This is a genomic window from Streptomyces sp. NPDC003077 (genome assembly GCF_040611095.1).
Taxonomy (GTDB): domain Bacteria; phylum Actinomycetota; class Actinomycetes; order Streptomycetales; family Streptomycetaceae; genus Streptomyces.
In genome coordinates this window covers 34,733-53,204 of record NZ_JBEXNM010000064.1, presented here as the reverse complement: position 1 = coordinate 53,204, position 18,472 = coordinate 34,733, and the positions used below count along the sequence as shown (strand labels likewise).

The 18,472-nt window shown below is 73.7% G+C and carries 13 protein-coding genes; 9 read left to right on the top strand and 4 right to left on the bottom strand.

What is annotated here, in order from left to right; genetic code table 11:
- The first annotated feature begins 22 nt into the window (after nucleotides 1-22).
- The 6 genes from ABZX96_RS30685 to moeZ all read left to right on the top strand — a co-directional run bounded on the left by ABZX96_RS30685 (nucleotide 23) and on the right by moeZ (nucleotide 8,991).
- Entirely contained in the window at nucleotides 23-1,462 is a 1,440-nt protein-coding gene (locus ABZX96_RS30685) for a DUF3152 domain-containing protein (RefSeq protein WP_355550679.1), read from the top strand.
- Between the two features lie 371 nt (nucleotides 1,463-1,833).
- On the top strand, nucleotides 1,834-3,804 hold the full coding sequence (locus tag ABZX96_RS30680; RefSeq protein ID WP_355550672.1) for a DUF3492 domain-containing protein: 1,971 nt from the start codon (nucleotides 1,834-1,836) through the stop codon (nucleotides 3,802-3,804).
- Nucleotides 3,791-5,113 carry a hypothetical protein gene (locus ABZX96_RS30675; RefSeq protein ID WP_355550671.1) on the top strand — a complete coding sequence of 441 codons (1,323 nt, stop codon included), beginning with the start codon at nucleotides 3,791-3,793 and terminating at the stop codon, nucleotides 5,111-5,113. The genes ABZX96_RS30680 and ABZX96_RS30675 overlap by 14 nt, the downstream gene beginning before the upstream one ends.
- Before the next feature lie 879 nt (nucleotides 5,114-5,992).
- Nucleotides 5,993-6,964 carry an NAD-dependent epimerase/dehydratase family protein gene (locus ABZX96_RS30670; RefSeq protein WP_355550669.1) on the top strand — a complete coding sequence of 324 codons (972 nt, stop codon included), beginning with the start codon at nucleotides 5,993-5,995 and terminating at the stop codon, nucleotides 6,962-6,964.
- Nucleotides 6,952-7,740 carry a spherulation-specific family 4 protein gene (locus ABZX96_RS30665; RefSeq protein ID WP_355550667.1) on the top strand — a complete coding sequence of 263 codons (789 nt, stop codon included), beginning with the start codon at nucleotides 6,952-6,954 and terminating at the stop codon, nucleotides 7,738-7,740. The genes ABZX96_RS30670 and ABZX96_RS30665 overlap by 13 nt, the downstream gene beginning before the upstream one ends.
- A gap of 72 nt (nucleotides 7,741-7,812) precedes the next feature.
- Nucleotides 7,813-8,991, top strand: a complete 1,179-nt coding sequence (gene moeZ, locus ABZX96_RS30660; protein WP_355550665.1) for an adenylyltransferase/sulfurtransferase MoeZ — start codon at nucleotides 7,813-7,815, stop codon at nucleotides 8,989-8,991.
- A 174-nt stretch (nucleotides 8,992-9,165) separates the two neighbouring features.
- Here the strand turns inward: moeZ and ABZX96_RS30655 are convergent, their stop codons facing one another.
- Nucleotides 9,166-9,375: a DUF397 domain-containing protein gene (locus ABZX96_RS30655; RefSeq protein ID WP_355550663.1), complete on the bottom strand. Its 210-nt coding sequence runs from the start codon at nucleotides 9,373-9,375 to the stop codon at nucleotides 9,166-9,168.
- The gene (locus tag ABZX96_RS30650; protein WP_355550661.1) at nucleotides 9,362-10,252 is read right to left on the bottom strand and encodes a helix-turn-helix transcriptional regulator; all 891 of its coding nucleotides are present in this window, start codon (nucleotides 10,250-10,252) and stop codon (nucleotides 9,362-9,364) included. The genes ABZX96_RS30655 and ABZX96_RS30650 overlap by 14 nt, the downstream gene beginning before the upstream one ends.
- Before the next feature lie 372 nt (nucleotides 10,253-10,624).
- On the opposite strand from ABZX96_RS30650, the gene ABZX96_RS30645 reads away from it, so the two are divergent.
- Complete coding sequence (locus ABZX96_RS30645; protein ID WP_355550659.1) at nucleotides 10,625-11,077, top strand: ATP-binding protein; 453 nt, start codon at nucleotides 10,625-10,627, stop codon at nucleotides 11,075-11,077.
- 77 nt (nucleotides 11,078-11,154) lie between these two features.
- Here ABZX96_RS30645 and ABZX96_RS30640 read toward each other — a convergent pair whose 3' ends face one another.
- Complete coding sequence (locus ABZX96_RS30640) at nucleotides 11,155-12,852, bottom strand: alpha/beta hydrolase (RefSeq protein WP_355550658.1); 1,698 nt, start codon at nucleotides 12,850-12,852, stop codon at nucleotides 11,155-11,157.
- A 375-nt stretch (nucleotides 12,853-13,227) separates the two neighbouring features.
- Here ABZX96_RS30640 and ABZX96_RS30635 point away from each other — a divergent pair, with 375 nt between their 5' ends.
- The gene (locus tag ABZX96_RS30635; protein WP_355550656.1) at nucleotides 13,228-13,872 is read left to right on the top strand and encodes a hypothetical protein; all 645 of its coding nucleotides are present in this window, start codon (nucleotides 13,228-13,230) and stop codon (nucleotides 13,870-13,872) included.
- Between the two features lie 130 nt (nucleotides 13,873-14,002).
- Here ABZX96_RS30635 and ABZX96_RS30630 read toward each other — a convergent pair whose 3' ends face one another.
- Complete coding sequence (locus ABZX96_RS30630; RefSeq protein WP_355550677.1) at nucleotides 14,003-16,663, bottom strand: flippase-like domain-containing protein; 2,661 nt, start codon at nucleotides 16,661-16,663, stop codon at nucleotides 14,003-14,005.
- A 1,058-nt stretch (nucleotides 16,664-17,721) separates the two neighbouring features.
- Here ABZX96_RS30630 and ABZX96_RS30625 point away from each other — a divergent pair.
- Complete coding sequence (locus tag ABZX96_RS30625; protein ID WP_355550654.1) at nucleotides 17,722-18,234, top strand: MGMT family protein; 513 nt, start codon at nucleotides 17,722-17,724, stop codon at nucleotides 18,232-18,234.
- Nucleotides 18,235-18,472: the final 238 nt, after the last annotated feature.

Sequence of the window (18,472 nt, the reverse complement as noted above, 5' to 3'; positions counted from 1 at the left end):
CGTCGGCATACCGGGCGCGCCGATGGACACCGGCGCTCCCTTGGGGGCGGTGCCTACCGGCCCTACGGGCACGGGGCGCCGCCGTCGGGACGCGCCGTACCCCGCCGCTGAGGGCGGCCCGCCCACGGCACCCTTCGCGGCTCCTGTGTCCGGGGGGCTTCCGGGCGGGTTCCAGGCGCCGCAGGCCGGACACGGCGGGCAGGCCGGGCACGCCGGGGCTTCGTCCGCTCCGTACGCGGATCCGTTCGCGGATCCGTTCGCGGCGCGGACGACCGATGGCGCTTCTTATGGGATGCCCGGCGCGGCGCCCTCTTACGGGCCGCAGGGCGTTCCGGGGGACGCCGACGGCCACGGCTACGCCGCCGGTTTCCCGGTGGCCGGTACGGGTGTTGCGCACCCCCAACAGGCCCCGCCCGCCCCGCACGCCTTCGTGCCGCGGCAGCGCCGGGAGGCCCCGGACGCGGCGGCGGGTTTCCCGGGCCCGGACGCCGTCTTCCCGGCTCCGGGTCCGGCCCCTGCCGCGAACGGTGACGCGTACGGGCCGGACGCGTGGGAGCCCGCGGACGGGCCAGGGGCGGGCCTCGCCACCGATGGATCGTCCTCCCCGTCCGAACGGGACGGCGCGGCGGCTCCCCGGAGGAAGGGCGCCGTGGCCCGGACGCTCACCGGCGTGGCGGCGGCGGCCGTGACCACGGCGCTCGCCGTGGTGATCGGCGGACAGGTCACCGCCGCGCAGAAGGCGGTCGAGGGCGGCGGCGGCCCGGCGCACAGCGAGCCGGACCGGATGCCGGACGCCGACACGGCCTCGCGCTCGCACGCGCGGACGGCTCCCGCCTCGTACGACGAGCGGATGGCGGGGCAGTACCCGATGGCCCCGGACTTCGCCGGGTCGGGGCGCTTCGAGGCCGTCGGCGGTGACGCCCCCGCTCCGGGCCGGGGCACGGTCAAGCGCTACCGCGTGGACGTCGAGGAGGGCCTGGGCCTGGACGGCGAGCTGTTCGCCGACGCGGTGCACAAGACCTTGAACGACGAACGCAGTTGGGCGCACGGCGGCCGGTACGCCTTCCAGCGCGTGGCCTCCGGCACGGCGGATTTCGTCATCACCCTGGCGAGTCCGGGCACCACCGCCAAGTGGTGCGCGAAGTCCGGCCTCGACACGACGCAGGACAACGTCTCCTGCGACTCGGCGGCGACCGAGCGCGTGATGATCAACGCCTACCGGTGGGCGCGGGGCGCGGACACCTACGGCCCCGACCGGATGCACGCCTACCGGCAGATGCTCATCAACCACGAGGTCGGGCACCGGCTCGGGCACAACCACGAGCAGTGCACGAAGCAGGGCGCCCTGGCGCCGGTCATGATGCAGCAGACCAAGTTCCTCAACACCGGCGATCTGACCTGCCGGGCCAACGCCTGGCCGTTCCCCGCCGACCACGATCCGGAACGGCTCGAACGGCACTGACCCCCTGTCGGCGTGCTCGGCGGTCACGGGCGCGCGCACTGCGGGTGGTTGGCCACCGGCGCGCACGGTCGCTCGGCGGGTGCGGCACCGACGCGCCCCTCGGCCATCGCCGCCCGCGCGATGGGCCGTTGGCCACCCGTGCGCACGGTCGCCGACACGCGTCCAGCCGCCCGGAATGACCTGTTTGTCGGGTTCGCTGTGCGCTCTAGAACGCGCTCGGTGGCGGAAGGTTACGCGCGTTCACCCCTTCCGGTGGTGCGATGGACAACCGTCCGCCGCGCCGCGACCCCCGTGCATAACTTCTCCTGGCAAGGGACGGCGACGCCGTCGATCCGGAGAACGCCCCTCGTGGGCGAACGGGGGTGCATTTCATGCGCATCGGACTGCTCACCGACGGTGCCCACGCGTACGCGTCAGGTGAGGTGCGCGCCTGGTGTGACCGGCTCGTGCGCGGGCTCACGAGTCACGAGTTCGACATCTACGCCGTCGGACGCGACGCGTGCGACGCCTGGCCGGAACGGGCCGAACGGCGCGGCGAGCAGGGCACCCGCGGCGGGAACGGCCTGCCGGAGCGGGTGCGGCCGGCGCGCACGGCGGTGCGGGGCGAACCACCGGGGAGCGCGCGCGCCTGCTCCGCGCGCCGCAGACCGCACGGCGTCGGCAGGCGCCAACGACGCCGGTTCCTGGAGCACTTCGGTGACCTCGTGGCGGCGTTCAGCACCGCACCGGACGCGACCGCCCACGGTGCCGCGGGCCCCGCCCCCGACCCGTTCGAAAACGGCTCCGGGCGCACGCCGGCGAGGGCGAAGGCGGACCGTTTCGCCGCCGGCCTCTACGGACTGGCCGAACTCGCCCGCGACGGCGGCGGCCTGCCGTCCCTGCTCCGCTCCGAACAGGCCGTACGGACGCTGGACGCCGCCTGCCGCGCGTCCGGCGCGCTGCGCACCGCGCACGGCGCCCGGGTCGCGGACCTCCTCGCGGTCGCCGACCGGCTCGAACGCGAACTGCGCCCGCTCTCCTTGGACTGGTACGGCGACCCGCCGACCTCCCGCGACCGGCACGGTGGCGACGGCCTGGCCGGAGTCGACCTGTGCCACGCCACCTCGTCCGGCACGGCCGCGCTCCCGGGACTGCTGGCCAAACGCTTCTTCGGTACGCCCCTCCTCGTCACCGAACACGGCACCCGCCTGCGCGAACAGCACCTCGCCCGCGCCGCCTCACCCATGAGCCCGCCCGCCCGCGCGCTGACCGCCGCCTTCCAGAGCGCGCTGACCGCCGAGACCTACGCCCGCGCGGTGCTCGTCACCCCGGACACCGCCCACACCCGCCGCTGGCAGGAGCGCTGCGGCGCGGACCGCGACCGGCTGCGCACGGTCTACCCCGGCGTGGAGGCGGGGCGGTTCACGGCGGTGCCGGACGCGGCGGCCGACCGTTCCGCGGCGCTGGTCTGGGTGGGCGGCGCGGAGCCCGCGCGGGAACTCGTCTGCCTGCTGCATGCCTTCGCGCAGGTACGGCGCGCCGAGCCGACGGCGACGCTGCGCATCGTCCGGACGACGGCCCCCCATGACGCCCACCGGACGACCGGCCCGGACCACCTCGCCCACTGCCGCGCGCTGGCGGACCGGCTCTGCCCGCCCGCGCCGCGGGGCGGCGCCCCCGTCGCCTTCGACACGGTCGGCGGGCCCGGCGCGCCCGGCCCGGAGCATGCCTACGCGGCCGGGACGGTGATCGTCCTCTCCGGCGTCGCCGAGGGGTTCCCGCGGTCCCTGGTGGAGGCCATGCTGTGCGGCCGGGCCACGGTCTCCACCGACGTCGGCGCCGCCTGCGAGGTCATCGGCGGCACCGGCCTGGTGGTCCCGCCCGGCGACCCCCACGCCCTCGCCGACGCCTGCCTCGCGCTGCTGCGCGACCCCGCCCGGCGGGCCCGGCTCGGCGCCGCCGCCCGCGCACGTGCGCTCGAACTGTTCACCGCGGAGCGGTGTGTCGCGGCATTTCGTGGCATCTACCTGGAGCTCATCTCCCACGCCCCGGCCCGCCCCGACGTCCCGGCCCGCCGCGCCGCACCACAGCTCTTCGCCCGCCCCGCCGAGGCCTCCGTACCCGGCCGCTGGACCGCCGCCCGCGGCGGCACCGGGCGACCGGCGGCCCCCGGAGGCCGGGTCCCGCACTGGGCCGGGCCGGGCCCGCACGCCGGGGAGGGCACCGCTTCCCCCGTGGGGGCGACCGGCTCCGTCGATCCGCCACCGGGTGCCGCGGGGGAGAGCGCGCCGATGTTCCCGGCCGGAGCGGTAACGCGGTTCCACCGGGCTGGTTGTGAGGGGTCGGCGGATGAGCAGGTCTGAGACGGGCCGCACGGTCCCGACGGGCGGGGAGGACGGCGTGAACGCCGCGCCGCGCCCGTATGGCAGCGGCCGGGGGGACGGCGAAATCGGCCGACCGGAAGCGGCCGGGCCCTCCGAGCCCGGCGCGCTCACGCCCTACCGGCGCCGCTCGGCCGACCCCGTGCGGTCGCTGATGCGGCAGCACTGGGAGCTGTGCGAGCGGGCCGTGGATCCCCTGGAGATCGCCGCCGGACTGGAGGCCCAGGGGGTCACCGACCGCACGGCGGCCCGCTTCCGGCACCGCGACGTCTTCTCGCTGGCCGAGGAACTGTACGCGCGGGTGCCCCGGGCCGAAGGGCGCGCGCCGGACGAACCGGCGCCGAAGGCACGGAGCGCCGGGACCGTCGTCGTACAGACCGCCCTCCACCTGCTGCCCGGCGCGGTGTGCGCCGCCACCGCCGCCGCGTTCGCCGCGACCGAGGCGTCCGCACCGGGTGCGGACGCCCGACCGGCCGTCGCCGCCGTGGGAGGCGCCTTCACCCTCCTGGCGCTGGGGCTGTGCCTGCGCGGCGGTCCGCTGCGGATCCGGGCCGCCGTCCCCGGCAGCGCCGGGACGAGGGTCGGCCGGATCGGCCGCCCGGTGGTGTCCGTCCTGCTGGGGGGCGGCCTGCCGACCGTCATGGCAGTCGGCTGGTCGGGGGACGGGGCGGGCGTGTCCGTTCCCTGGCCGCTGCCTTCCTCCGCCGTCGGCGTCGTCGTCGCGCTGGCCTGCGCCGTGCTGCCCGCCGCCGGGTGCGCCGGGTGGTTCGCGGTGCGCGGGCGGCGGGAGGTGACGGCGTGCCGGGGGCCGGACGAGTTCGCGGGCCGGATGCGGACCGCGCTGGTGGCCGCCGTCGTGGCCTTCCTCGGCTCCCTGCTCGCCCTGTCGACCGCGGCGGGCACGATCACCGGCGGCGGGACGGCGGGAACGGCGCTCACGGCCGCCACCTCCGGCAGCACCTGGGCGTGCGCCGCGGTGGGCACGCTGCTCTTCCTCGCCCGCCTGCTGGACCTGTACGGCTTCCCCGTCGCGGCCTGCGCCGGACCGGCCGCCGCCGTCGCCGTGGGGGCCGCCGCCACCACCGCCCCACTCGCCCTCCGCGTCCCCGACCTGGCGCCGCCGGCCCGCCCGGTGGAGGCGGCGGCCACCGCGCTCGGCCCGCACGTCCTGCCGGTCCTGGGCTGCGGCGCCGCCACGCTGGGCCTGCTGCTGTACGGGCTGCACGCGCTCACCAGGGCGACCGCGCACCGCCCGGTCCACCGGCCGGAGGCGGTGGCCGAACGACCATGAACACCCCTGGCCCGCCATCGCCCCCCGCCCACCGTTACGCCACGCCGTTACCACCGGCCTCGTCCGTTCCCGTTGCCGTCTCCGTCCCCGCCCTCGTCCCCCTCGCCAGGCCCGCGCTCCGACGCTCGGCGCGTCCCCGCCCCCGTCCCCCGTCCTCCCCGGCCGTGGCCGACGACCCCGCTCCACCCCGGCCGACGCACTTCCGCACCGCCCCCCGCACCGCTCCGCGCGCGGACCGCCCGGCGCGGAACACCGCCCCCACCTCACCCCGCCACACCGCCGTCAAACCGGCCGTCAACCTCGCTCCCGGCGCCGCGACCCGAGCCGCCGGCCCGGCCCCCCTAGGGGCGCACGCCCCCACCTCGCACCCCGGCGCCGTCACCCACGCGGCGATCCCGGGGCGCGACCTGGCGCCGTCATCGTCAGCAGCGCCCCACGCCAGCATTCCGACCGACGCGGACGGCCGTCGTCGTCACCACGGAGACGGAGACGGACACGGAGATGGACGCGGATGCGGAGACGGACGCGGATGCGGACGCGGATGCGGTCACGGACATGGACACGGACGCCGCCCCGGCACCGCTTCCGTCCTCGTCCACCGGCGGCCCGGACGGCACCGTTGCCAAAACCCCGCACCGTCCCGAAACCCCGCACCGTCCCGAAACCCGGCATCGTCCCGAAACCCTGCACCGCCCCCGAGAAGCACGACGTCCCCGAGAAGCACTCCGCCCCCAAGCGGCGCTCGCCCTCCCCCCAACGAGCCCCGGCGCGCACGCCGGTGCCGAAGCACGTCACCCAACCCTGTGCATCCAACCCTCAGAGGAGCCGACACATGAACGTCCAGCCCGCCGAACGCCGCCGGCACCCAGGGGGTACACGATGAGGGTGCTGCTCATCGGAGCCAACGGGTACCTCGGCCGCTACGTGGCCGACCGTCTGCTCGCCGACCCCGCCATCCAGCTCACCGCACTCGGCCGCGGCGACGACGCCGACGTCCGGTTCGACCTCGCCACCGGCAGCCCGGGGGCGCTCACCCGCTTCCTGGACGCCGTCCACCCCGGCGTCGTCGTCAACTGCGCGGGCGCCACGCGCGGCGGCGCCCGCGACCTGACCCGGCACAACACCGTCGCGGTGGCCACCATCTGCGAGTCGCTGCGCCGCAGCGGCTGCGCGGCCCGGCTGGTGCACCTGGGGTGCGCGGCCGAGTACGGGCCCTCGCAGCCCGGTTCGTCCACGGCCGAGGACGCGGTGCCGCGGCCGGGCGGCCCGTACGGCGTCAGCAAGCTCGCCGCCACCGAACTCGTCCTGGGGTCGGGGCTGGACGCCGTGGTGCTGCGGGTCTTCTCGCCGGTGGGGCCCGGGACGCCGGCCGGTTCGCCGCTGGGGCGGCTGGCCGAGGCGATGCGCCGGGCGATGCAGTCCGGGGACAACGAGCTCAAGCTCGGCGGGCTCGGCGTGCAGCGCGACTTCGTGGACGTGCGGGACGTGGCGCGGGCGGTGCACGCCGCCTCGCTGTCCGCGGCCCAGGGCGTGGTGAACATCGGGACCGGCCGGGCGGTGCGGCTGCGGGAGGCCGCCGCCGTGCTGGCGCGGGTCGCCGGGTTCGGGGGCGCGCTGCACGAGTTGGACGCGCCGCACGGGTACCACGGGGGTGCCATGGTCCGGCCGGCCATCCCCGCGCCGTCCACTGAGCACGGCGGCCCGGCGCCCTCGTACCCCTACCCGGACGGCTGCGGGAGCTGGCAGCAGGCGGACGTGCGCACCGCGCGGGACCGGCTGGGCTGGCGCCCGCGGATCGGCCTCGAAGAGTCCCTGGCCGACATCTGGATGGAAGCCGCATGCCGCATCTGATGACCTCGACGAACCCCGCCCGCGCCGGGACGGTCCCGAGCGCCCCGCCGCTGGGCATCGGCGTCCCGGGCTTCGCCCACCCGCTGCTGGCCCCCGCCGAGTGGGCCGAGCTGCTGCGGCTGGCCCGGGGCCGCGCCCGCCCGGCGCCGGGGTGGCGGGCCGCGCTGCACTGGGCGGTGCTGGACGTGGCCGGCGGGCCGGGCGTGCGTCCCGACCCGCACTGCGTGCCGGCCGCCGCCCAGCTCCGCGACGCGGGCGTGCGGCTCCTCGGCCACCTGGACATACGGCACGGCGCCCGCCCACCGGGCGAGGTGCGGGAGGAGGCCCGGCGGTTCGTGGAGTGGTACGGCGTGGACGGCTTCCGGCTGGACCGCTGTCCCACGGAGCGGTCACTGCTTCCCACCATCCGGACGGTCACCGCGGCCCTGCGCGACCTGCGGGAAGGCGCGTACGTCGTGTACGGGCACGGCGCCCACCCCGATCCCGGCTACGCCGAGACCGCCGACCAACTCGTCACCTTCCGCGGCTCCTGGGACGCGTACCGACGGGCGGAGACGGCGGACTGGACGGCCGGGTACCCTCCGGACCGCTTCTGCCACCTCGTGCACGACGTGCCCGCGACGCATCTGGACGAGGTGCTCGGGCTGGCCCGCCGGCGCGGCGCGGGCACGGTCTACGTCACCGACCGGACGGAGCGCTGCGGCGCCCCCTGGGAGTCGCTGCCCGGTTACTGGGACGCTTTCGTCTCGCGCATCGGACCTGGTGTCTCGGAATGAAGAAGGGCGTGGCACTGTTACCGGAAGAACAACCGTACTGAGATCGACCAAACCCCTTGATTGAGGTTTCCCGTGTCGCTGCCACCCCTGGTCGAGCCGGCTTCCGAGCTCACCGTCGATGAGGTTCGCAGATACTCGCGTCACCTGATCATCCCGGATGTCGGGATGGACGGGCAGAAGCGGCTGAAGAACGCCAAGGTGCTGTGTGTCGGTGCCGGCGGCCTGGGCTCCCCCGCGCTGATGTACTTGGCCGCGGCGGGCGTGGGCACGCTGGGCATCGTGGAGTTCGACGAGGTCGACGAGTCGAACCTGCAGCGCCAGATCATCCACAGCCAGTCGGACATCGGCCGCTCCAAGGCCGAGTCCGCGCGGGATTCGGTGCTGGGCATCAACCCGTACGTCACGGTCAACCTGCACGAAGAGCGGCTGGACTCCACGAACGTGATGGAGATCTTCGCGCAGTACGACCTGATCGTGGACGGAACGGACAACTTCGCCACCCGCTACCTGGTCAACGACGCCTGTGTGCTGCTGAACAAGCCGTACGTCTGGGGCTCGATCTACCGGTTCGACGGCCAGGCGTCCGTCTTCTGGTCCGAGCACGGCCCCTGCTACCGCTGCCTGTACCCGGAGCCCCCGCCGCCGGGCATGGTCCCCTCCTGCGCCGAGGGCGGCGTCCTGGGCGTGCTGTGCGCGTCCGTCGGCTCCATCCAGGTCACCGAGGCCATCAAGCTGCTCGCCGGCGTCGGCGACCCGCTGGTCGGCCGTCTGATGATCTACGACGCGCTGGAGATGTCCTACCGCCAGGTCAAGGTCCGCAAGGACCCGAACTGCGCGGTCTGCGGCGAGAACCCCACCGTCACCGAGCTCATCGACTACGAGGCCTTCTGCGGCGTCGTGTCGGAGGAGGCCCAGGAGGCGGCGCTCGGTTCGACGATCACTCCCAAGCAGCTCAAGGAGTGGATCGACGCGGACGAGAAGATCGAGATCATCGACGTCCGCGAGCCGAACGAGTTCGAGATCGTCTCGATCCCCGGCGCCAAGCTGATCCCGAAGAACGAGTTCCTGATGGGCAACGCCCTCAAGGACCTCCCCCAGGACCGCCGCATCGTCCTGCACTGCAAGACGGGCGTCCGCTCCGCGGAGGTCCTGGCGGTCCTGAAGTCCGCCGGGTTCTCCGACGCGGTGCACGTCGGCGGCGGCGTCATCGGCTGGGTGAACACGGTGGAGCCGGAGAAGCCGGTCTACTGACCCGGCCTCTTGGCTGACCGGCGATACAGCGGAAGCCCGCGCCTTCGAGCAGATCGGAGGCGCGGGCTTCCGCTGTGTTACCCCGATGACATGAAAACCGGAGAACGGCCGTAAGGCCCGTCCGCCGAATGTGACAGGCGGGCCTGACGTGTTTTTGTTGGACGTTTGTGGTGTTCAGACGCGGCGGTCCACCCGTACGCGGCGGACAAAGGCCCGCCACTCACGGACGGGGAAGAGAAGGACGGGCCCGTCGGGATCCTTGCTGTCGCGCACGGCAGCGCTCTCTGGGAGAACGGCGACCTCTACGCAGTCGCCGCCGGACGATCCTCCGCCGCTGTGGGTGCTCTTGTGCCAGATGACGCCGTCGAGTTCAGGGATACGCATGATGGTCACCTCGACCTTCCGTGAGTTGGAGCTCATGTCGGATCTGCTGGATCAGTTCCGAACTGTCCGCGGGACTCAGCGCGGCCGACCTCAGTGAGTCGAACGCGAGCGTATAGCGACCAGTTTCCTCCGGTGTCTCCATGTGCAAACTCCCGGTGACATGCTCGACGCACACCACGTCCGAGAAAGCGGGCGTCGGAAAGCCGAAGAGGACGAACGCGCCGATCAATCCGACGTGTGCGCCGGTGTTCAACGGCAACACCTGCATTTCGATGTTGGGGCGGTCGGCGAGTTCCACAAGCCGGTCGAGTTGCGGCCCCATGACCTTGCTGCCACCGACCTGACTGCGCAGCGCCGCCTCTCCTTCGATGACGCAGATTCGTGGGGCGCCGGGCTCGTCCAGAACCGCTTGCCGCCGCATTCGCGTTTCGACGAGTTTTTCCACGCCTTCCAGGCTGATCATTTCCGGATTGGTGCGATACAGCGCGCGGGCGTAATCGGGTGTCTGGAACAGCCCGGGGATCAGTAGCGGTTGGTATGACCGGATGTAGTCGGCCGTCTGCTCGTAATCGATGTGATCGGCGTAGGACGGCAGGGTCGTCCCCAGATGGCGGGTCCACCCCCGCTCGTTTCCTTTGCGCGCGAGGTCGACCAGCCCTTCGATGAACTGAGCGTCCTCGATCCCGTAGAACATCAAGAGATCGCGCAACTCACCGAGCGAGATGCCCAGCCGGGCGTTCTCGATGCGACTGATTTTCGAACGATGACACCCGATGCGTTCGGCGGCTTGTTCCGGTGTTTTCCCGGCTTCCTCTCTGAGTCTGACGAGTGTGGCGGCAAGCCGACGACGGCGGACGCTTGGCCGGGATTCGGCCATGTGTTGCCCCTCTGCTCGATGACGGTTCATCAAGGGTAGTGATATTCGCAGACCTTGGAACTTTTTCTCTTGGGTTCGGTTGCGGCGCGAGTGCGCATCGGAGCACTCTGATGGCCGGTCGCTCACGGTGATGACTCGATCGCTGTGAGCGGCTCTAGGTTGCCGCTGTGCGCCCCGCCGAAGGGCGTCGCCGTGGCAAGAAAACCCCCGCGACCGCGCGCACGGTCCGGGGGCCTGGCCAACGCTGACAAGGAGCGTCGACGTGCTGAACTTTATCGCCCGGCTGCCGAAAACGCGGTCGCGGCTTGTGTTCCTTCTGGCAGACCGGTGCCGGTCGTACGCACATCAGGGTGAGGCGGTTGCCCAGTGGACGTGAAGTCATCACGAGCGCGCCCAAAGGAGAGGCGGTCCGCTGCCGAACCGAGCGAGGACGGGCACACGGCCGTCGCGCGGTGGAGCCCCAGCCTGAGGAGTGTCGGCATGGCCCGGCGGGAACTCCGCGTCTTTTTGGGCGCCGAGGGGCTGGGAGCGATGGAGGACATGGCGCTCTTGGTGCTGTCGGAGCTGTTCACCAACGCCGTGAACCACGCGCGGGTCCCTCGGGGGCGGCAGGTCGAGACGCGTTTCGTCCGATTGGGCGGCGGCCTCCGCATCGAGGTGCATGACGCGGCGGACGAGCGGCCCTGCATGCTGTCGCCGGGGCCCGATTCCGACGGGGGGCGCGGGCTGTTCCTGGTGGCGGCCTTGGCGTCGCGGTGGGGCGTCTCGGAGCGCGGAGGTCCCGGCAAGGCGGTGTGGGCGGAGCTGGCCGGGCCGGTGATGTGACGATCGGAGAAAGGCCGTCAGGCCCGTCCGCCGAGTGCTGGCGGACGGGCCTGACGGGTGATGGGTCCCAGGTGTGCCTACCGGCAGGTCGTTCCCGACTTCGGGACCTTGCCGTTGAGGAGGTAGGCGTTGACGGTGCGGGTGAGGCAGGGGTTGCCGGTGGGGTAGGCGCCGTGGCCCTCGCCCTGGTAGGTGACGTGGATGCCGACGCCCCTGCCGAGGGCGCGGGCCATCGTGCGGGAGCCCTCGTACGGGGTCGCCGGGTCGCCCGTGGTGCCGACGACCAGGATCGGGGCGGCGCCCTCGGCGGCGACCTGGGGCGTGCGGGCGGCCCCGGCGACCGGCCAGTTGGCGCACCATCCGGCGGTGTCCCAGGCCAGCATCGGGCCGAAGACCGGGGAGGCCGCGCGGAAGCGCGGGAGTTGGGCCTTGGCCTCGGCGAGGGTGGGGCGGGCGCTGGTGTCGGCGCAGGAGACCGCCCGCTGGGAGTGGCTCTGGGTGCCGTAGTGCCCGCGTTCGTCGCGGTTGTTGTAAACGTCGGCGAGGGCGAGCAGGCCGGTGCCGGTGTGCCGTCGCAGCGCCTCCTGGAGGGCGATGGTCAGGTGCGGCCACATGTCCTTGCTGTAGAGCGGCAGGGTGATGCCGGTCAGGGCCTGGGTCTGGGTGAGCCGGCGGGTGCCGGAGGTCGGCAGGGGCTTGGTGTCCAGCCGGGCGAGGAAGGCGGCGAGGGTGCGGGTGCCCTGCTGGGGGCCGCCGCCCACGGGGCAGTCCCGGCCCTGCTTGGCGCAGTCCGTCAGGTAGTTGTTCAGGGCCCGCTGGAAACCCGACGCCTGGCCGAACGCGTGGGTGACGGCGTCCGCGGACGGGTCGACCACGGCGTCCAGCACCGCCCGCCCGACCCGGCGGGGGAACAGGTGTGCGTACGTACCGCCGAGCTGGGTTCCGTACGAGAAGCCGAAGTAGTGCAGCTTGGCGTCACCGAGCAGGTGCCGCATCAGATCCAGGTCGCGGGCGGCGTCGGCGGTGCCGGCGTGGGGGAGGAGCGCGCCCGCGCGGCGCGCGCAGCCGGCGCCGAAGGTCGTGGCGTCCTTGAGAAAGGCCCGTTCCTCGGCCGCGTCGTCGGGCGTGCTGTCCACGTTGGCGGCGGCCTCCAGCTCCGCGTCGTCGCGGCACCGCACCCCCGCGCTCGCGCCCACCCCGCGCGGGTCGAAGCTCACCAGGTCGTAGCGCGACCGCAGGCCCTCGAACGTCGCGGCCGACGTGGGCAGGCTGGTCACGCCGGAGTCGCCGGGGCCGCCGAAGTTGAAGACCAGGGAGCCGATGCGGGAGGTTCCGCCGGCGGTCCCTCCCTTGGCTGCCTCGGCGGCCTTGGTGCGGGCCCGGATCAGGGCGATGGGGATCGTCCGGCCGTCCGGGTGCGCGTAGTCCAGGGGCGCCTTGAAGGAGGCGCACTGCCAAGAGGTGCCGTCGGGCAGCGGCTTGGGCGGCTTGCCGTCGCCGCCCTGGGCGCGGGTGGGGGCGGTGCAGGGCTTCCAGGCGAGTTTCTGGCCGGTCAGCGACGCGGGGAGCTGGGGGAGCGCCGGGCCGCTACGGCCTTCCGGCTCCGCCGTGCCGCGCGGGGCGCCCGCCGGCGGGGTCGCCTTGGCGTCCGGGTCGGGGCCGCCGCCCCCGCCGCACGCCGTGCCGGCGAGCAGGGTGAGTGCGGCCAGCGCGGCCAGTGCGACCGGTCTGCCGCGGCGTGCGGACCGCCGCGTGGCGGTCGTGGTCAGGCCCATCGTGCTCCCGTCCCCGGCGCTGTCCGCCGGTCCCGTGTCGTGCGGTGCGGTGTGGTGCGGTGTGTGCGGTGCGGTGTGGTCGTCGCGTTTCCGGTGTGGTGTGTGTGGCGCGGTCGTCGCGTTTCCGGTGTGGTGCCGGTTTGATGCCGGGTGGGTGAGGGGGTGGGTTTCGGCAGGTGGTGCGTCGTGCGTGGTGTGCGTCGTGTGCCGGGGGAGGTCGGGCGTTCTGCGTATGCGTACGGGAATCCGTCCGCGTACGAACCCCCGCAAGCGGACGAGATGTCACGAAAGGTCGGTAAACGAACACCGATCGTCATCGTAAGCCCCGGGCGTCCGCCCGATGGCAGGCGCGACGCGGAGCCCTACCGTGTGGGCATGGACTTCTTTCCCCCTCCCCGAGCGAGGGACGAAGAGCTGGCCGAGAGGCCGGAGCGGGTGCCATGGCAGGACGTCCCGGAGGCCGTCCTCGGTGGCATCGTTCCTCTGGAGCGCATCCTGGTCCGGAACGATCATTTGGTGATCGCCGCGACCGAAGCGGTCGCCTATCAGGACGGTGTGGAGCTGCGGCTGCTGCTGCGCGCCCGGCGGCGGCCCGGCATGAGCAGGCGGCAGTGGGTCGAGATCTCGCGCGGTATGTGGGGCGACGACGTGTACTCGTGGGACGAGGACGCCGAGCGCACACCGGGCCGGTACCCGGACGCGCTGCTGCGCTTCGGCGTGCGGTTCGCCGACGGCACGACCGCGACCACCGTCGACGCCGACGCCGAGCCGGAGCCGGGCGTCTGGCCGCCACCGCGCCCCGACGGCCCGGTGCTGGTGCTGAACGACGGCGGGGGCAGCGGCGCGGAGGACTCGATCGAGTCCGAGCGGTCCCTGTGGCTGTGGCCGCTGCCGCCGGAGGAGGCGTTCGAGCTGGCCGTGGAGTGGCCGCTGCTCGGTGTCGACCTGACCTTCGTCCCCCTGGACGGGGCGGCGATCAGGGAGGCATCGCGGCGCGCGCGGCCCTTCTGGGACGACTGAGCGCGCCCCTTTTGGGGACTGGGCGACGAAGCCGCGGGTGTTCGCTGGAGCGACGGGGCTGCGGGGTCCGCAGGAAGCGACGAGGCTGTCGCGGGGTTCGCTGGAAGTGACGAGGCTGTCGCGGGGTCCGCTAGATCGCCCCGCGCCGCTGCAGGAACGTGAACGCCACCCAGCCCGGCAGCACCGGCAGCCAGAAGACCATCAGCCGGAAGAGCAGCACGGCCGGGAACGCGGTCTCGGCTTCAAGACCGGCGAACGTCAGCGCCGTGATCAGCGCGCCCTCGACGGCGCCCACGCCACCCGGGGTGGGCGCCGCCGACCCCAGGGCGTTGCCCGCCAGGAACGCCACCGCGATGGCCGCGTAACTGATCTCGCCGCCGGCGCCGAAGGCCCGGATCGAGGCGTCCAGGCACATCACGTTCGCGAGGGTGAGCAGCAGCATGCCGCCGATGCCGGTGACCAGCTTGCGGGGGCGTTGCAGGATGTCAAGCATGCGCGGGATCACGCCCGCGAACAGCGACCGCAGCCGGGTGACGACGAACTTCCGCAGTGCCGGGACGGCGGTGACCACCAGCACCAGCACGGCCGCCGTCAGCAGCCCCGCGATGACCGTGCGGGAGGGAGAGATGTCGGCCGTGCTCTCCGTGCCGGTCAGGTAGCCGAAGGTCAGCAGCAGCAGGATGTGGCTGCCCAGGCCGAAGAGCTGGGACGCGCCGACGCTGGCCACCGCCAGCCCCGGCCGGATACCGGCGCGCTGGAGGAAGCGGGTGTTGAGCGCCACGCCGCCCACCGCCGCCGGCGCGACCAGCTTCACGAAGTTCCCGGCGATCTGCGCCTGGACGGTGCGGACGAAGGAGACCTTCTCCGGTACGAAGCCCAGCAGGCTCTGCGCCGCCGCGATGTAGGTGAGCGCGGAGAACATCGCCGCCGCCACCACCCAGCCCCAGTGGGCCTCGCTGACCACCTTGTTCAGCGGGACGTGGGCGAGCTGGGAGAGCAGCAGGTACACCGCGATGGCGCCGGCGATCCAGCTGACCAGGATGCGCGGGCTGAGGCGTTCGAGGCGGGCCGGTTCCACCGGGGCGGTCGGGCGCACCAGCAGCACCTGGCGGCGGATCTGCGCGAGCAGGTCCTCCTCGCGGGCCTCCTCCATCGCCTCGTCGATGGCCCGTTTCTCGGCGTTCTTCCGGGCGCGCAGGGCCTTGCGGCTGGGCTGCTCCTCGGCGGTGGCGCCGTCGAGGGAACCGGCCGCGACGGCCTCGGCGCGCAGTTCCTTGGCGGCGCGGGACGCCTCCAGCACCGCCTCGCGCTCCCGCTTGGCGCGCTCCCGGGCGAGCCGGCGCAGGGTGGCGCGGGTGGTGCGGCTGAGTGCGATGGGCTGGAGGAGGGGGAGGCTGTCGGCGACCGCGTCCGGTCCGAGGACCTCGACGGCGGCGGCGACCGCGCGCTCCGCGCCGACCCGCAGCCCGAAGGTGGCCAGGAGCTGCGCGACGTCCATACGGAGGACGAGGTCGCCCGCCGCGATCTCGCCGCCCCTCAGGTCGGTGAGGACGACCGTGCCGGAACGATCCACCAGCAGCGCGTCACCCACCAGGCGCCGGTGTGCGATCCGGCGCGACTGGAGGGCCGCGACCTGCCGCCACGCGCTGTGCATCAGCTCGTCCGTGACCTCCTTGTCCGCCAGCGCGTCCAGGGACTGCCCGCCGATGTGCTCGTACACGAGCATCACGGCGTCCGGGCCCAGCTCGGAGGTGGCGATCAGCTTGGGGGCGTTGGCCCCGGCGGCGATGGCCGCGTAGGCGAGCAGCGCCTCCTGCTCCAGCGTCTGCCGCAGGGACTGGAGGCTGCGGCGCTGGTTGATGCCGCGCAGCGACAGCCGCCGCCACAGGCGGTAGTAGAAGCCCTGGGCCTGCTGCTCGCGGTCCACGACCGTGACGTCGATGGGCGGGCCGTCCTCCAGGGTGACGACGTACCGGCGGCCCCGGTCGGAGTGCTCGGGGTGCTCCGGGTGGGCCAGGTCCTCGGCGCGGACGGCGCTGACCGGGGTGAAGCCCACCCGGCGCAGCCCCGCCAGGAGGTGCTGGCCGGTGGGCCGCACATTGGGTGACCCGACCGCGTACAGCGTCCCGAAGGCGACCGTCCAGCCGATGAGGACGGTGATGACGATGGCGAACGGCGTGGTGTACCGCCCGACCAGCACCGCGAACGCGTCCAGCAGCAGCACGCCCCACATGGCGACCCGCCAGCGCGGGCGCCGGGACATGCCCACCGCCGTCATATAGGCGATGACGGGTGCCAGATAGCTGTGCACCGGGGCGGTGAGGGCGCCGTTGGACAGCGGCTGGGTGAGCGCGTTGCGGATCGACTCCGGGGCGGACTCGGTCACCCACAGGTCGGTGGCCAGGGAGACGCCGTGCGCCAGAACCGCCGCCAGGACGCCGTCCGCGATGCGCAGCCCGTCCCGTTTGATCAGCCGTTCGACGGCGAAGGCGACCGGTACGACCAGGACGGCGATGCTGGACGCCAGTCCGGCGAAGTTGATCAGCAGCCGGGGCGCCAGCCCGGCGCCCTCGCCGATGTCGTTCTGGAGCCCCTGGGTGGTGCCGTGGGCGAAGGTCGCCAGCAGCAGGACGAGCGCGATCCCGACGATGCCGAGCAGCAGCCGCAGCAGGTCCGACGGGCGGTGCACCCGGGCGGGCAGCAGCGGCTCGTCCCCGGAGAGGTGGTCGGCGTGGAACTCGCTGCCGATGTGGTCGCCGGGGGTGGGGGCGAGCTTGCTGTTTTTGGCGATTTTTGGGGATTTGGGTGATTTAGGGGACTTATTAGGCTTTGGGTTTCTGGTGGGGTGGTGGAGCCCGGGTGGGTCGGTGGTTGCGGTGGCTCCCCCGGGGTGGGACGGGTGGGGGGCGGCGTTCCGGGGAGGGGCGGCCGGGGCCGGTTCGCCGGTGGGGGTCGGCTGCCGGTTGGCGGTGCTGGCCGGGCGGGTGGCTGTTTCCGTTCGGTCGGCGGTGTTGTCCGTGTGGCTGGCTGTTTCCGTCCGGTTGGCGGCGTCCGGTTGTTCCAGCCTGTTGTCCGTTTCCGGGCGGTTGGCTGTTTCCGGCTGCTTGGCAGCATCCGCTTGCTTGGCTGTTTCCGGCTGGTTGGCCGTTTCCGGTCGCTTGGCAGCATCCGGCGCGTCGGCGGTTTCGGGCTGCCCGTCGGTTTCCGGCTGTTCCGTCCGGGTGGGGCGGCCGGTCGCGTCGGTCGCGCGGGGGGCCTCGGTGGCCGAGGGGGCTTCCCTGTCGTCTCCGGCCGTTTCCCCGGCCAGGGGTGGCCGGGGGGTGTCGCCGGGCGTGCCGGAGTCGGAGGCGTCCCGCGTCGTCGTCTCTGCGAGCTGTCCGGTCCGCTCCGGGCGTGGTGGCCTCGGGGACTCGTCGGCTCGTTCGGCCTTCTTTATCGTGCTCGCCTTTTCCGTCTCGGAAGCCACCCTGGACGACTTCCCCCGTCGCTGCCCGTACTCCTGCTGTCCGTGCCGCTTTCCGTACCGGCGCCATCGGTGCCGCGCCGCCCGCTCGGCCTGCCTGGGGCGGGCCGGGTCGGAGCCGTCTTCGGCCAGCGCGTCAGGGGTGCCCGCCTCCCGTGGAGGCACCGCACCCTGCTGCTCGGCCGTCTCTTCTTGATCGCGTATCACCAGTCACCGCCCGGAAGATGGTGGCACGGACCTGCGGCGGAGGGGGGCATCAGGGTGCATTTCGGCGTCCGGCGCAGCGAATGGTGCGTCAGCGTACTCGGTCGCGTACGAACGGTGATCACCGCGGGGGTGCGGCGGGCACCCGGCCGTTGTCGGTGGGGTGGGGCAGGATGGGGGGAATGAGCGGAGGGGCACGGGAAGCCGAGAGCGGTCCGTCGAGCGGGGGCGGCCTGTCGAGCGAGGGCGGTCCGCCGAGCGGGGGCGCGGACGCGGCGTACGCGCAGATCCCCGCGTACGCGGAACGCGTGCTGGACGTGGCGGAGCTGATCCCGCCCGGCCGGGTCATGACGTACGGCGACGTCGCGGAGTGGCTGGGGGAGGGCGGGCCGCGCCAGGTGGGCCGGGTGATGGCCCTGTACGGCGGCGGTGTGCCCTGGTGGCGCGTGGTCCGCGCGGACGGCGCGCTGCTCCCGGGCAGCGAACTGCGGGCCCTGGCGCACTACCGGGACGAGGGCACGCCCCTGCGCCCGGCGCCCCGCTCGGCCGAGGGCCACATACCGCGCCTCGACATGCGCCGCGCACGGTGGGACGGCCGGGTGCCGGACGAGGATGGCCGGATATCGGGCGGGAACGGCCGGATATCGGGCGATACGGAGGAGGAAGGGGCGGCAGAGAGCGGTACGGGGCGGTGAAGGGACAAGGCAGGGGCGTGCGGACGCGGACGGCGTCCCGTAAGCCCGGTCGTCGCGGCGCCCGGTCGGCCTCGCGGTCGGGACGGTCCGCGTTCGGGGCTTGCCCGGCGTCACGGCCGGGCCGACCCGCGTCCCTGGCTTCCCGGCCCGCGGCTTCCGGCCTCCTGGCGTTCCGGCTCCCGCCTTACCGGCCCTCGCCTTCCCGCCCCCCGGCCTTCCGTTTCCCAGGAGCGTGGCC